This is a genomic window from Nonomuraea turkmeniaca (assembly GCF_005889735.1).
GTDB classification, from domain to species: domain Bacteria; phylum Actinomycetota; class Actinomycetes; order Streptosporangiales; family Streptosporangiaceae; genus Nonomuraea; species Nonomuraea turkmeniaca.
Genome location: NZ_VCKY01000024.1, coordinates 12,564 through 27,494, shown reverse-complemented (window position 1 = coordinate 27,494; position 14,931 = coordinate 12,564). Strand labels below are relative to the sequence as shown.

Annotated in this window: 12 protein-coding genes; 1 reads left to right on the top strand and 11 read right to left on the bottom strand. The window is 70.2% G+C overall.

Going from position 1 to position 14,931, the window contains the following annotated elements; translation table 11 throughout:
- Positions 1-92: 92 nt before the first annotated feature.
- The 11 genes from ETD86_RS09940 to ETD86_RS09890 form a co-directional block, all read right to left on the bottom strand.
- The gene (locus ETD86_RS09940; protein WP_138665824.1) at positions 93-1,715 is read right to left on the bottom strand and encodes an FAD-binding oxidoreductase; all 1,623 of its coding nucleotides are present in this window, start codon (positions 1,713-1,715) and stop codon (positions 93-95) included.
- A gap of 139 nt (positions 1,716-1,854) precedes the next feature.
- The gene (locus ETD86_RS09935) at positions 1,855-2,391 is read right to left on the bottom strand and encodes a dihydrofolate reductase family protein (protein WP_138665823.1); all 537 of its coding nucleotides are present in this window, start codon (positions 2,389-2,391) and stop codon (positions 1,855-1,857) included.
- Positions 2,392-2,504: 113 nt separating this feature from the next.
- Positions 2,505-2,933 carry a MarR family winged helix-turn-helix transcriptional regulator gene (locus tag ETD86_RS09930; RefSeq protein ID WP_138665822.1) on the bottom strand — a complete coding sequence of 143 codons (429 nt, stop codon included), beginning with the start codon at positions 2,931-2,933 and terminating at the stop codon, positions 2,505-2,507.
- A gap of 33 nt (positions 2,934-2,966) precedes the next feature.
- Positions 2,967-3,353 carry a VOC family protein gene (locus tag ETD86_RS09925; protein WP_138665821.1) on the bottom strand — a complete coding sequence of 129 codons (387 nt, stop codon included), beginning with the start codon at positions 3,351-3,353 and terminating at the stop codon, positions 2,967-2,969.
- A 70-nt stretch (positions 3,354-3,423) separates the two neighbouring features.
- Complete coding sequence (locus ETD86_RS58030) at positions 3,424-4,623, bottom strand: carbohydrate-binding protein (RefSeq protein WP_246147819.1); 1,200 nt, start codon at positions 4,621-4,623, stop codon at positions 3,424-3,426.
- Between the two features lie 78 nt (positions 4,624-4,701).
- Complete coding sequence (locus ETD86_RS09915) at positions 4,702-7,113, bottom strand: PQQ-dependent sugar dehydrogenase (RefSeq protein ID WP_211369941.1); 2,412 nt, start codon at positions 7,111-7,113, stop codon at positions 4,702-4,704.
- Positions 7,114-7,335: 222 nt separating this feature from the next.
- On the bottom strand, positions 7,336-8,166 hold the full coding sequence (locus tag ETD86_RS09910) for a carbohydrate ABC transporter permease (RefSeq protein ID WP_138665820.1): 831 nt from the start codon (positions 8,164-8,166) through the stop codon (positions 7,336-7,338).
- Positions 8,163-9,110 (bottom strand): carbohydrate ABC transporter permease, encoded by a 948-nt coding sequence (locus ETD86_RS09905; RefSeq protein WP_211369940.1) that lies wholly within the window; start codon positions 9,108-9,110, stop codon positions 8,163-8,165. Before ETD86_RS09905 ends, ETD86_RS09910 begins: the two co-directional genes overlap by 4 nt.
- Positions 9,110-10,378 (bottom strand): ABC transporter substrate-binding protein, encoded by a 1,269-nt coding sequence (locus tag ETD86_RS09900; RefSeq protein ID WP_138665818.1) that lies wholly within the window; start codon positions 10,376-10,378, stop codon positions 9,110-9,112. Before ETD86_RS09900 ends, ETD86_RS09905 begins: the two co-directional genes overlap by 1 nt.
- Positions 10,379-10,469: 91 nt before the next feature.
- Positions 10,470-11,237, bottom strand: coding sequence for a fibronectin type III domain-containing protein (locus ETD86_RS09895; RefSeq protein WP_211369939.1), 768 nt, complete (start codon positions 11,235-11,237; stop codon positions 10,470-10,472).
- A gap of 5 nt (positions 11,238-11,242) precedes the next feature.
- The gene (locus tag ETD86_RS09890) at positions 11,243-11,827 is read right to left on the bottom strand and encodes a polysaccharide lyase family protein (RefSeq protein ID WP_138665817.1); all 585 of its coding nucleotides are present in this window, start codon (positions 11,825-11,827) and stop codon (positions 11,243-11,245) included.
- Positions 11,828-11,988: 161 nt separating this feature from the next.
- Between ETD86_RS09890 and ETD86_RS09885 the strand changes: the two genes are divergently transcribed.
- On the top strand, positions 11,989-14,880 hold the full coding sequence (locus ETD86_RS09885) for a CBM35 domain-containing protein (RefSeq protein WP_211369938.1): 2,892 nt from the start codon (positions 11,989-11,991) through the stop codon (positions 14,878-14,880).
- The last annotated feature ends 51 nt before the right edge of the window (positions 14,881-14,931 follow it).

The following is a 14,931-nucleotide window of genomic DNA, read 5'->3' as shown; positions in this document are numbered from 1 at the left end:
GGGGCGCTGGGGCCCCGGCCGTGATCGCCACTCGAAGGATCACACCACATCATGATCGAAGCAAGCGCTTGGGCAATACTGCCTGACGGGACTCACGCGGGCGGGCGGACCGAGAGGGCGTGGCGGAAGACGTTCCGCGGGTCCCAGCGGGCCTTCACCCGCTGCAGACGGGCGTAGTTGTCGCCGTAGTAGATCGTGGACCACGGCACGCCGGAGGTGTTCCACGCGGGGTCGGCGTGGTCGATGTCCGGGTAGTTGATGTAAGCGCCGCCGCTGCCTCCCCCGGGCACGGGCACGCCGCCCGTCGCCGCGAACGTGCGCTGGTGCAGCCGGCGCACCCACTCCAGGTGCGCCGCGCCGTCCTGGCCCTCGTCCCAGGTGACCAGGTGGAGGGCCTTCAGGATGGACTGGCGTTCCACGGAGGCGGTCGCGGCCGGCGGCACCGTGTTGACCTGCCCGCCGTACGACAGGAGCCACAACAGCCCCCGGGAGGAGACGTCGCCGGCCTGGTGGAGGGCGTCGAAGGCCACGTCCGCCTGCTCGTCGGCGAACGGCTTGCGCAGGTAGGCGGACTTGCCCTTGTAGCGGCCCGACTCCGACTCCGCGCCGAGCGACAGCGTACGCACCGCCTGGAACCACGGGTCGCGGATGAGCGGCGGCACGAACACCTCGGGGGTGACGCCGTCGGCCACGGCGGCGAAGTGGTCGCGCAGCACCCGCTCCGCGTCGGGCACGGAGGCGTCGATCTGGGCGGGCAGGACCATGCCGCCGGGGTCGGCGCCCGCCTGGCGGCCGGGGATCAGCAGCGAACCCCACAGCGAGACCTGCGGGCTTCCCGGGACGCTGTTGCGGACGTGCCATTCGGCGTAGTTCCGCAGCAGCCTGCGGAACGACTCCTTGGTCATGCCCTCCCACGACCAGACGGCCACGCCGGAGAGCACCTCGGCGGGCGGCCTGGGCAGCAGCTTGGCCGGGTCGCCGCCCGTGGCGTTCGGATCGCGCATCCAGTAGCGGGTGACGATGCCGAAGTTGCCGCCGCCACCGCCCGTGTGCGCCCACCACAGGTCGTGGTTCGGGTCGGCCGGATTCCTGGTCGCCACCACGGCGCGGGCGCGGCCGGCGCGGTCGACCACCACGACCTCCACGGCGTGCAGGTAGTCGACCGTGAGGCCGTCGCGGCGCGACAGCGGGCCGTACCCTCCGCCCGCGATGTGGCCCCCGGCGGCCACGCCCCCGCACTGGCCGCCCGGGATGGTGACGCCCCACCCGAGGTAGAGCTTCCGGTACGCCTGCATGAGCGTGGCGCCGGCCTCGATGGCCAACGCGCCGCGCTCGGCGTCGAAGTACACCTCGGACATCTCGCACATGTCGATCACGACCTGGGCGCCGTCGCCGACGAAGTTCTCGTAGCAGTGGCCGCCGCTGCGGACGGTGACGCGGCGGCCGGCGCGGACGGCCTCGTTGACGGCCGCGACGACCTGCTCGGTGGAGCCGACCACGTGGAAGTAGTCGGGCTGCGGGCGGAAACGCTGGTTCGTCCTGCGTACCGCCAGATCGTCGTAGCGGGGATCGGCGGGGCGCACGACGACGGGGCCGAAGGGCGGGCCGCCGGCCGCCTGCGCCGGCTTCGTCAGGCCCGTGAGTTCCACCGTCATCGCCGCGCCGCCCAGCGCGGCCGTGCCCCCGAGAAATCCACGGCGCGTGACCTTGCCCATGATCCACTCCCCCTGTCATCCGTCCGGAATCTGCGCCTTCGACGCTAGAAGCGGGGACGTGGCCGGAGAATGCATCCAGATGTACGCAGGGGTGGAGGTAACTCCACCCCTGCCGGCCTCGGTCATGAGCCCGGGCTGTCTACTTGAGCCCGTACGTGTGGACCACGATGCCCGACTTGAACCGCGTCGTGCCGAGCAGGTTCAGGTGGGTGAGGTCCAGGCCGTCCAGCAGCCGGTGGCCGCCGCCCGCGATGGTGGGGAACACCCAGAAGTGGAACTCGTCGACGAGCTTGTTGGCGATCAGCGTGCGGTCGAGCGACCCGGTCCCGAACTTCAAAATGTTCTCCCCCGGCTGCCGCTTCAGCTCGGCCACCGCGGTGGCGACGTCCCCCTCGATCAGGGTGCCGTTCCAGGCGTCGGCGTCCTTCAGCGTGGTGGAGGCGACGTACTTGGGCATGCTGTTGATCCGATCCGCGAACGGGTCTCCCGACCGGGCCGTCCAGGCCTCGGCGAAGGCCTCGTACGTCTCGCGGCCCAGGAGCAACGCGTCGGAGGCGAACATCAGCTTGCCCGCGTACGCATCGTGCTCGTCGTCCCAGTACGGCCGGCCCCAGACGTGCGGGTCGCTGATGACGCCGTCGAGGGTGACGAACGTCGACTCGATGAGCTTCCTCATGGCAGATCTCCTTCACGTTCTGTCGGCTTCCTGAAGACGAGCCTGGCCGACGGCGCTTACCGAATTCTGCTCATGCGCTTAAGGTCGCGGCTCAAGGAGGACGCGGAGCGGGCTCAGATCGCGAACGCGGCCCGCACGGCCTGCGCGATCCGCCGCTGCACGGGATCGGCGTCCGGGCCGAACATGTGCTCGTCCACCTCGGCCACCGCCTCCCTGGCCGCCTCGAGGAGGCGGGCGCCCTCGGGCGTGACCTCGATCGTCGAAGCGGACCCGGCGCGGGCGGTGTGATCCCGCACCAGTCCCGCGCCGACCAGCGCCTTCACCGCGGTGTGCACGCTCTGCACCGTGGTCCCCGACATCCGCGCCAGGTCGCTGAACGACACCCCGGGCACCACGGCGATGTGACCGAGCAGCCCGAGCCTGCTGACGGTGAGCTCCAGCGGCGCGAGAGCGGCGTTGAGCTCGGTCTCGATGCGGCGGGCCAGCGTCAGCAGGATGATCGCGGGGCTGGTCACAGGCGGGGCGGGGCGGTCGTTGCTCACCTCCCCAGTCTCCCCTACCGAGCCGTGGGCCCGTCAGCGCGGATCGCGGCGCAGCGGGTGGTCGGGCGGCACCTGGACCAGGACGATGCGATGACCGTCGGGGTCCGCGATCCACGACTCGACGAGCCCCCACGGCTCCAGGCGGGCCTCGCGCAGCACGCTGACGCCCGCCTGGCGCAGGCGTTCCTCCTCGCCCGCGACGTCACGTACCTGCAGCCAGAGCGACACCCCCGGACCGGCGCCGTCGTCGCAGTGCCCGGAGAGCTCCAGGAAGCCCTGGCCCAGGAAGAACACCGTCCCCGGCTGGTCGGCCGGGCCGAACTCGCGATAGACGGCCAGGCCGAGGGTCTCGGCATAGAAGCGGCGGCTGCGCGCGAGATCCCTCGGACGCAACAGCACGCGGCTGCTCAGCACTTCCATGCCGCACCTGTTCCCCGCCAGGCCGTCGCAGACGCATGGCGCGGTCACCACCCGCCGGAAGAGCGCCTGGTCATTGCACCACCTCGATGTAGTCCAGGTTCGGGTTGCCGCCCGCGGTGGCGGCCGTGATCCGCACCGTGTTGGAGCCCGCGCGCAAGGTGACGGGCACGGTGGCGGTCGCCCACGTGGCCCACGCGCCGGTGCCGTTGAAGGGGTGGTCGGCGGCCACCGTCGCGCCGTTGACGGTGATCGTGGCGGGGCGGCCGGTGGTGGTGCCGTTGGCGTACCGGATCCTGAGGGTGGCCGCTCCGGCGGCGCCGTTGACGGTCCACTCGACGTACGAGCCCGCCGCGTTGTCGCCGTTGACGAACCCCGTGCCGGAGTAGCCCGCGTGGTTGGACTCGGCCACGCCCTGCGAGATCGTCGCGTTCTCCGCCTCGTACCGCGTGACGCCCCCGCCGCCGCCCGGGACCGCCTTGTACGACCTGAGCCTCGTCAGCAGCAGGTGGCAGTCCTGCAGCGAGCCCGACGTGTCGCCCAGCGACCGGTAGATGCCCCACTTGGGCCGCACCCGGTCGCCGAGGAACGTGTCCACACCTGTCGTCGTGGCGTCCACCACCGTGGCGCCGCCGTTCCTGACCACCCACCGGACCGCGCCGGCCGAGCCGTCACCGATCTTGATCTCGTAGTCGATGTCGATCCACTTGTTGTGCAGCGGCTCCAGGTCGGTCCGCCCGACCAGGATGTTCGGCTCGAAGATCTTGTGCTCGATGGTCTGCCGGCCGTCCACCCTGCGCAACGAGGTGACCGTGATCGGCGCGGTTCCCGATCCCGGCATCTTCGTCTGGAAGATGTGGGTGAAGGTCGTGGTGGCCTTGAGCGTGCTCGGGATGTACATCGAATAGGTGACCCGCCACAACTCGCCGCTCTTCCACTGCAGGTAGCTGCTGCTGGAGGTACGGTTGCCGGTCACCTCGTGCCGCTGCCGGTCCGTGCTGGTGTCGCGGTCGACCATGTGCATGGTGAAGCGGTAGTTGTCGCCGTCGGGGCGGATGTGCGGCGCGGCCGCCGGGTGGGAGTCGGCGCGGTCGTCCTCGATGCTCTCCCACGCCCCCATGCCGTTGGCCGAGGCCGACGGCGACCACATCAGCTGCCACGTCATCCCGGACGGGAGCAGGGTGGGCGCCGCGAAGGCGGGGCGTGCGGGCAGGAGCGGCGCGGCGGCGGCAGCACCGACGAGGAGTCCGAAACGGCGTCGCGAAAGGGTCATGGCGTCACTTCCAGAGGGGTGGGCGGCGGCCGCGCGCTCGCGCGGCCGCCGGCGGGATGGAGGTGCTACTGGATGGTGTTACTGGATGGCTGAGCGGCGGATCGTGTCGGCGGAGCCGTCGCCGTTGTTGTCGGAGTTGGTGGAGCCGAACCAGATCGCACTGGCGCCGGGCACCTTCTCGACCGCGCGGAGCCTGCCGTACGTGCCGTTGAAGTAGGAGTTGACCGTCGAGACGTTCTCGCCGTTCAGCACGATGCGCCACAGCCGCTGGCCGCGGAGCGCGGCCATGAAGACCGTGTTGCCGACGATGGCGATGCCGCTGGGCGAGGCCTCGGCGACCCCCCAGGTGTACTTGGGGTTCGTCATGCCGGAGACGCTGCAGGTGCCCTCGCACGTCGGCCAGCCGTAGTTGCGGCCCGGCAGGATGAGGTTGAGCTCGTCGCGCGAGGAGTTGCCCAGCTCCGACGACCACAGGCGGCCGGCCGAGTCCCAGGCCAGGCCCTGCGGGTTGCGGTGGCCGTAGCTGTAGACGCGAGTGCCGAACGGGTTGCCGGGTGCGGCCGCGCCGGTCCTGGTGATGCGCAGGATCTTGCCGTTGAGCGAGTCCAGGTCGGGCGCGTTGCTCGTCTGCTGGGCGTCGCCGGTGGCGACGTACAGGTAGCCGTCGGGGCCGAACCTGATCCGCCCGCCGTTGTGGTAGCGGTTCTTGTCGATGCCCTGCAGGACAGCGGCGTAGCCGCTGAGCGTGGTGCCGTTGAAGGTCATCTTGGCGATGCGGTTGCCCTCGGACGCGGTGTGCATGAAGAACACGTCCTGGTCCGTGGTGCCGTTCCAGGTGGGCGAGAAGTCCAGGCCCATCAGGCCGCCCTCGCCGTTGGTGGTCTGGGTGTTGGGCACGGTGCCGACCTGCGTCTTCGCGCCCGACGCGGTCACCTTGAACACCCGGAACGTGTCCCGCTCCGTCACCAGCGCGTACGTCCCGTCGGGCGCCCAGGAGATGTCCCACGGCACGTCCCAGCCGCCGGCCACGCCGGCGGGCGTCTGCGGCACCGAGCCGCAGGTCCCGGTGGTGAACGACGCGGACGGCGCGCTCGGCGCGGAGAGCTGGTTGGCGGTGTCGCGCGCCACCACGTGCACCTGGTACGTGCGGGCGCACTCCAGCGGCACGCTCGCGGTGGTCGCGGGCGGGGTGCCGGTGACGGTGGCGAGCACGGCGTTGGTGGCGTGGTCACGGACGAGGTAGGCGCGCACGCCGTTGTCGTCGGTCGACGCTCCCCAGGTCACGGTGGCCGTGGTGGCCTGCACGCCGCTGACCGCCGGCTGTCCGGGTTGCGACGGCGGGTCGTCGGCCGGCGCGGGCAGCGTGCGGCAGTTCGCCTCGGGGCTGCTCAGCGACACGTTGCCGGAGGCGTCGCGGGCGAACACCGACAGCTGGTAGGCGAAGTCGGGGTTGAGCCCGGTCAGCCGGTACGGCGGCGCCGGCGCGGTCGCGATCTGCTGACCCTGGTGGTAGATGTCGTACGCCACCACGCCGATGTTGTCGGTGGCCGGCGGCCAGTCCAGGGTCAGGGCGTTGTGCGCGATGGCGGAGCACACCGGCTGCCCTGGCGAGGTGGGCTTCTCGGTGTCGCCGGGGCCGGTGACCCGCAGCCGGTCGAGGTTCGGCCCGCCGCCCTCGGCGGTGGCGGTGGCCCTGACCGTGTTGGCGCCCGCGGTCAGCGGCGCGTCCAGGGTGACCTCCTGCCACGTGGCCCAGGCGCCGGTGCTGGGGAAGGGCCGGGCGGTGGCGACCGCGGTGCCGTTGACGGTGATGGTCATGGGCCGGTCGGCGGTGGTGCCGTTGGCGTAACGGAAGGTCAGGCTCTGGGTGCCGGCCGCGGCGGCGCTGACGGCGAACTCGACGTACGAGCCGGTCACGTTGGCGTAGTTGACGAATCCGGAGCCGGTGAAGCCGGCGTGGTTCGACTCGACGGCGCCCTGCGAGATCGTCGCGGTCTCCGCCTGGTAGTCGGTGAATCCGCCGGTCGGGACGTCGGCGTCGAGATAGTCCCAATTGGGGTTGCCGCCCGCGCTCGCGGCGGTGGCCCTGATCTTGTTCGCGCCGGCGACGACGGGCGCGGTCAGCGTGACCGTGGCCCAGGTGGCCCAGCTCGCGGTGGCCGGGAAGGACCGGCTCGCCGCGACGTTCGTGCCGTTGACCGCGATGTCGCTGGGCCGGTCCGCGCCGGTGCCGTTGGCGTAGCGGAAGGCCAGTGTGGCGGTGCCGGCGCCGGGCGCGTTGATCGTCCACTCGGTGAAGGAACCGGCGACGTTGGTCCCGTTGACGAAGCCGGTGCCGGAGTAGCCGGCGTGGTTCGACTCCACGGCTCCCTGGGAGATCGTCGCGTTCTCGGCTTCGTACCGGGTGGGGGCCGCGGCGGCGGGGAGGGTGGCCATTCCCATGACGAGTAAGCAGGCGATGGCACAGGCCCGGGACTTGCTGAAGTTCATCGGGCGCTCCTGGCTGAGAGTGATGCCTCGAGTAAGAGATTGGAGCTTTAGAACGTGTTCCCACAAAACCGGCACCGCCGTCAACACCTGGACCGGTACATTTTTTAGGAAAGTTTCCTAACCTACATGGGGTGAGTGCACGTGGACAGCCCGCGCCGCCTCGCCAGCCAGGCAGAACGGCGTCGCGGCACGTCAGCGCCGGGACGCAGACATAGGATGTCTTCAGCCCTTGGTCGCGCCTCCGGTGAGTCCCTTGACGAACTGCTTCTGCAGCAGCAGGTAGAAGACGAGGATCGGCAGCGTCGCCAGGAACATGAGGGCGAACATGCCGCCGAAGTCGGCGGCGTACTGGCCGAGCGACTTGTAGACGCCCGTCATGATCGTGGTGCCCTCGCGCGGCCCATAGATGATCAACGGGTTGAGGAAGTCGTTCCAGATCCACACGCCGAGGAAGATCAGCACGCTGGCGGTGGCCGGCCGCAGCAGCGGGAAGACGATCCGCCAGAACGTCTGCCACCGCGTCGCCCCGTCGATCGCGGCCGCCTCCTCCAGCTCCCGCGGCACCGCCTTCATGAACCCGGAGAAGACGAACACCCCGAACGGCACGTAGTAGCCGACGTTGAACAACACGAGCCCCTGCAGCGTCGACATCAGCCCGAGCGACTTCAGCACCTGGGTGACCGGGATGAGGATGACCTGCGGCGGGATCATCAGCCCGCACAACAACAGCACCATGATCGCGCGCGACCACCAGCCGGTGTGCCTGGCCAGGTAGTGGCCGAGCATGGCCGACAACACCGCCAGGACGGCGATCGACAGCGAGGTGACCAGGACGCTGGTGCGCAGCGACGACCAGAAGAGGCTGTCCGGGCCGGTCAGCACGTGGACGAGGTTGTCCAGCGTGGGCGGCGCCGGCGGCGCCAGGGTGTCCGCGGCCACCTGCCTGCTCTGCTTGAAGACGTTGATCAGCGCGATGTAGAGCGGGATGGCGAAGATCGCCGCGACGGCCAGCGCCACCAGCGGGCGCAGCCACGGCGGGCTCGACCGGCTCACAACTGCACCTCCCTGCGCTGCAGGATGCGCAGCGTGACGACTGACAACGCGGCGATGACGACCAGCATGACGACCGCCTCGGCCGAGGCGTAGCCGGTACGGTTCTCCACGAATCCCTCCTGCAGCACGACGAACGCCACGCTCGCCGTCGTGCCCGTGCCGGGGCCGCCGTTCGTGATGACCTTCACGTGGTCGAAGATCTTGAAGGCGGAGATCAGCAGGACGACGGTGTTGATGGTCAGCGCCGGTGCCAGGAGTGGCCAGGTGACGTGCCGGAAGCGCCGCACCGCCCCGGCGCCGTCGATCGCGGCCGCCTCCCCCAGCTCCTGCGGCACACCCTGCAGCCCGGCGAGGTAGACGACCACGCAGAAGCCGAGCATCTGCCAGCAGACGATGGACGACAGCGAGTAGAGGGCGATGTCGGGGTCGGACAGCCACCCCGGCGGCTCCCGTACGCCGAGCGCCCTGAGCGCCTGGTTGACGGGCCCGTCGTCGGCCAGGATGCGGGTCCAGATCACGCTGATGACCACCGAGCTGATCACCATCGGGGTGAAGAAGACGCTGCGGAGCGCGTTGTAGAGCCAGCCGCGCCGGTCGAGCAGGACGGCGACGGCCACGCCGAGCACGTTCGGCACGATGACCACGATCAGGGTGAGGATCGTGGTCACCCGGAGCGACTGCAGGAAGGTCTCGTCGCGGAGCAGCAGCTCGTAGTTGCGCAGCCCCACGAACTCGGTCCTGGGCCTGAGCAGCGCCTGGTTGGTGAGGCTGTAGCCGACGCTCATGATGATGGGCGCCAGCACCAGGCAGAGGTAGACGAGCGTGCCCGGCGCGGCGAAGGTCAGGAAGTGCCACAGGCCCGGCCCCCTCCGGCGCCGGTCGCGGCGCCCTCGCGCGTCGGTGCCGGCGGGACCGGGCCTGCGATGGATGGTGCCGACGGCCATCAGCCGCTCTTCTCCCATTCCGTGTCGAGGAACGAGAGCACCTGGTCGACGTTCTTCTCGCCGCTGACCAGGTCCTGCGCGGCCGACCAGAACTTGCCCTGCATGCCGGGCACCATGGCCGTGTCGCCGGCCTCCCAGCCGAAGGGGGCGACGGTCGCCTTCTGGGCGAGCGCCTGCTGCCACAGGTCGTAGACGCTCTTGAACACCGGGCCGGTGCCGGACGGCGGGGTGTAGCCCTTGATCGCCGGGAACAACGCGTCCGCCTTGACCGAGGCGTCCAGGTTCTCCTTGGTGAGCTGGAAGGCGAGGGCGAACCTCTTGGCCGCCGCCACGTTCTTCGCGGTCGCGCTGACGGACAGGCCACCACCCGTGTACGCCGGCAGGTGCAGGCTGCCGTCGTCGCTGGGCCAGGCGAACACGCCGATGTCGGCCTTCATCTCCGACTGGTCGGCGGCGGCGGCGAACCAGCTGCCCATCGGGTACATGGCGCCCTTGCCGGCCAGGAACGCCTCCTGGGTCTTGGGGTAGTCCTGGCCGATCTGCCGCTTGTCGATGTAGCCCTTGGCGGCGAGGTCGGCGAACTTCTGGGTGGCCGCCTTCATGTCGGGGGCGGCGAACGTCACCGCGCCCTGGCGGCGCTTGGTCATCCAGTCGGGCGTCTTCGCGTACAGGTCGGTGGCCAGGATGGCGGTCCACGGCTGGGAGGTGACGAACGCCCCGCCGCTCACGAACGGCGTGATCCCGGCCGCCTTGAGCTTCTCGGCCGTGGCCAGCAGCTCGGCGTACGTCTTCGGCGGCGCCTCGATCCCGGCCTTGGCGAAGAGCTTCTTGTTGTAGAAGACGTTCGGGATCGTCTGCGTGTTGGCCGGCAGCTGCAGCACCTTGCCGTTGACCGCGCCGCACGTCGGGCAGAGGAAGTCCTTGAGCTCCTCCTCGGTCCAGGGCTCCAGGCTCGGCTCCAGGGCGATCAGGTCCTGCATGCCGATCTGCACGTCGGGCAGCTGCCCGGACGCGGCCAGCTGCTTGGCGTAGTCGTTGCGCTCCGACTCCGACGGCGCGGCGACGAGCTCCACCTCCAGGTCGGGATGGGTCTTGGTCACCAGCGCCACCTGAGCCTTCCAGTACGACTCCGGCAGGTTCGGCGACGGGAAGATCAGGAAGGAGACCTTCTGCTTGCCCCCGGCGGACGTGGGCGCGGAGGACGGGTCCCCACTGCCGCAGCCGGTCACCGCGAGGGTGACCGCCAGCAGCATCGCCACGAAGGACATCCGATCATTGGTGCGAATTCTGGCTCTGCAGGGGCCGGTGGGTATGGTCACTCTTCTGTGCCTCATGTCGCGTCTAAGGTTGGATGATTTGTCAGCCGCCGCCAGTCGTCCGATGGACCACGTTGGAGTGCGGCCCGTACCGGAACGCCCGCACCCGGTAGGAGGCCTGCCGCTCCTCGGGGAGCGTGATCAGGCCCACGGCGTTGACGTCGGGATCGAGGGCGGCGACCACGCGGTAGTCCGGCCGCCCCGCGGGTCGGTTCTCCAGCAGGTGGCCCTCCTCGTCGGCGGCGCGGTCGGTCCATCCGAAGGCGACGCCGTCGGCCTGCGTCACGGTGGCCTTCAGATCGGCGGGCGCCGCCGCCTCGGTCCCGGCCGGCAGGCCGCCCCGCGGCCCGCCGGGGATCGTGCGCGGCCGCGACCAGTCCGGCTCCGGCTCGGGGTACGGGCCGGAGCCGAGCGTCACCTCGACCGGCGCCGAGGCGTGGCCGTAGTAGGGGCGCAGCCGGTAGAAGAAGGTGGTGTTCGGGATGAGGTCGGGATGGGTGTAGGCGGTCTGATCCTCCGGGAGGAAGGCCAGGATCGTGTAACGGCCCTGCGGCTCGGTGGCGAACTCGAGCACGTGCCCGGCGGCCGCCGGGTCGCCGGCCGTCCAGCGCAGCTCGACGTCGGTCGGCGACACCAGCTCGGCCGACAGGCGAACCGCACCCTGCCGCACAGTGTCCTGCCGCTCCGCGCTTTGCTGCTCGGCGAGCCGGCCCCGGTCGGCGCGACCGCCGCCGGCGCCGGCGGCGGTCGCGCCGTCCGGCGGCGCCGCGCAGGCGGTCGCCACCAGCACGAGCGCCACCAGAGCTCTCATGGTCCCTACTTGCGCCAGAAGCTGATGTCGCTCCACTCGACCGTGGCCGGGCCCTGGCCGCTGTTGGTGCGGTAGGCGCCGAACTTGTCGTAGAAGCTGCCGCTCTCGCTGGAGACGGTGTGCCTGAGCGAGCCGTTGATGTAGGTCCGGTGGGTGCTGCCGACCACGTGCACGGTGTTGACGCGCACCGTGGTGCCGACGGTCGCGCCGGTGGCGATCGTGGTGCCGCCGTGCACGGCGTACAGGCGGCCGCCGCGTTCGACGGCGAGCATGAAGAACGGGCCGGTCGTCTTGAACGTCTGCTTCAGGCTGATCCGCGTCCCCGGCAGGCTGGTGATCCGGAAGTACCCCTCGAACTGCCGGGTGCCGCCGGAGTAGGTCGCGTAACGCCGCTCCGCCCGCTGGTCACCACTGGCGGTCGAGCAGGTCAGCCGGAAGGTCAGGCCGCCGACGTCGCCGCAGCCGCGTTCCTGGACGGTGAACGTCGGCGAGTACGCGGTCCACGGGCCGGATTCCACGGGATCGGCGGCGGCGGGCAGAGCCGGCACGAGCAGTCCCGCCACCGCCCCGCCCATGAGGAGTAATCGCATGGATCCCTCCAGGTTAGGAAAGTTTCCTACGGTGAGTCATAGGACCACTTCGGCTAACTGCCCGTCAAGAGTCGCCGTGAAACAGCCCTTGACCCCACCGTCATCCCGCTGTATTCATCGGATGTCTAGGAATGGCCATCCTCCACGAGGGAGCGATCCCGGTGAGACCTCGAGCCCGCGCCGCCACCCTGCTCTTCGCATTGATCGTCACCCTGATCGTCGCCCCCGCCGCCCGCGCGGAGGTCGAACACCCCCGGCAACAATGGTTACGCGACTCCACGGCAGGCCTGTTCCTGCACTGGGGCATGTTCACGGCTCCCCGCCACCTCGACTGCGCGGCCTGGGAGCGCGACGTCACGGAGGGCGGCTGGACCGCGGACTACTGGGTCGACGAGGCCCGCAAGCTCGGGGCCTCGTACATCGTCCTGGCCACCTTCCACAGCAGGCTCGGCTACGCGCGCCCGTGGCCGTCGGAGATCCCCGGCAGCTGCGCGACGAAGCGGGACCTGCTCGGCGAGCTGGTGACCGCCGGCAAGGCGAAGGACGTCCGGATCATCCTGTACATGACCGACGACCCCCAGTGGCACAACGAGCAGGGGGTCGAGACGCTCGACTCGGCCGCGTACTCGGCGTACAAGGGCCGGCAGGTCGACCTGACCACGCGCGCCGGGTTTGGCATGTACAGCTATGACCTGTTCTTCGAGGTCATGGAGAAGTATCAGGACCTTGCGGGGTTCTGGATCGACAACGACAACGACTACTGGGAGCAGAACAAGCTCTACGAGCAGATCAGGGAGAAGCGGCCGTCCTGGTTGCTGAGCAACAACAACGAGGACACGCCGATCATGGACACGGTCAGCAACGAGCAGAAAACCGGCATGACCCCGGCCTACGACTACCCGCAGGCCGCGTGGACGCCGATGCCGCGCCTGGTGGAGGCCGACTACAAGCTGCCCACCACCGGCGACTGGTGGTACGACGGCGGCAACCACCCGGTCGACGTCCGGCTCAGCACCGGCCGCTACATCACCAACGCCGGGTCGTCGATGAAGTCGCTGATGGCCGAGACACCGATGGTGAACGGCCGGTTCCCGCCGCAGCAGGAGGCGTTCAACGCCTTCATGTCCACGTGGGTCCCGCCGATCAAGGAGTCGCTGCAGGGCACCGAGGGCGGCGGCTACATGTACGGCGGCATGCGGCCCGGCTTCTGGAACGACGGCGCCCACGGCGTGATCACCGTCTCCCGCGACGGCGCCAAGGTGCAGTACGTGCATGTGGTGACCCGGCCCAGCACCGACATGGTGCGGCTGCGCGACAACGGCTATCGGGTGACCCGGGTGAGCGACCTACGCACCGGCGAGCAGATGCGCTTCAGCCAGTCCGGCGGCCATCTGTCGATCCTCGGCATCACCCGATGGGACCAGTACGACACCGTGTTCAAGGTCGAGACGGCCGACCGGCAGCACTTCTACGATCAGTCCACCCTCAAGGCCACCGCCTCGTCCTCCCGCGAGGGACACCCGGCCACCGCCCTCGTGGACGGCAGCTTCCAGGACTACTGGGACAGCGACGCGCAGCTCCCGGTGTCGGTGACGCTGGACCTCGGCCGTGCCCGCAAGGCGTCCTACCTGGCGGTCAACCAGCGCGAATGGTCGCCCACGTACGCCAGGGAGACGTTCGGGCGCCCGGAGGACTCCGCGCGGATCAAGGACTACCGGGTCTACGTGAGCGACGACGGCAAGCGGTGGGGCGCGCCCGTGCGCGCCGGCGCGCTGCCCAGCGCCCGCGGCGTGCAGGCCATCGACCTCGGCGAGCAGCATGCCCGCTACATCAAGCTGGAGGTGCTGAACACCTGGGCAGGCCCGCAGGCGCCGCGCTTCGTCCGGCAGTTGCAGATCGACGAGATCCAGGTCGCGCACGGCTACCCGCTGTCGCCGGCCACCCCCGTCCCGCTGGAGGCCGAACGCCAGCAGCGGTCCGGGGCGGCCAGGCTCGCCCCGTGCGCGGCGTGCTCCGGCGGCGCGCAGGTCACCGGGCTGGGCGGCGGCTCGCGCAACGCGATCACGTACCGCGAGGTGACGGTCGCCGCGGCCGGTGATCACCGGCTCCAGATCGACCACACCACCGCCGCGGCCACCTCGCTGTCGGTCTCGGTCAACGGCGCCGCCCCGATCAAGGCGGCGGTCATCGGCGACAACGCGGCCGTTCCCGCGGACACGGCGCTGTCTGTGCCGCTCCGCGCAGGAGCCAACACGATCACGGTGTTCAGTGACGCCGCCAAGGGTCCGGGCGTCGACAGGATCGCGGTCGCGCCCCTGCCACCCACGTCGTACGTGCCCAAGACGACCATGACCGTCGATCCATCCGGGCTGCAGTGGGCAGGGCCCGGGCAGCAGTCGCTGAAGGTGTCGGCCACGCTGCGCCTGGACGTCGAGGACGCGCTCGACCAGGTCGAGCTGGCCCCCGCCGTGCCCGCCGGGTGGACGGTCGAGGGCGGCCCGGCCACGGCGGCCACGATGCGGCTGGGTCAGACCCTGGAGGGGACGTGGACGCTCACCTCGCCGCCCGGCCAGGACGTCGCCTCGGCGGACATCCCGATCAGGGCGTCGTTCCAGGTGCTCGGCCGGCCGAACACGGTCACCAGGCAGCTCCGGGTCCGGCTGCGCCCCGCCGACCGCGTCTTCATGCGCGAGGCCGAGGACTCGCGCAACCAGCTCGGCAGCGCGGGCATCACCAACTGCGGGCCGTGCTCGGGCGGGCAGAAGGTACGCAACCTCGGCGGCGGCCCGGACGCCTACGTGTTGTTCGAGAACGTCACGGTGGACACGGCCCGCCAGTACACGCTGTACATCGACTTCACCGTCAACGGCGAGCGCTCCTACTTCGTGACCGTCAACGGTGAGCCGCCGATCGAGGTGAAGGTGAGCGGCGTCGGCAACAACACCCCCTACACCACTTCCGTGCCGATCACTCTGCGCGCCGGGGCCAACACGATCAAGGTCCACAACGACACGGCCACCGCCCCCGACCTGGACCGTCTCTCCCTGGGCTGACCCGCCCATGACTCGCCCACTATCGGCCCCTTCGTCACGTTCCAATTCAAT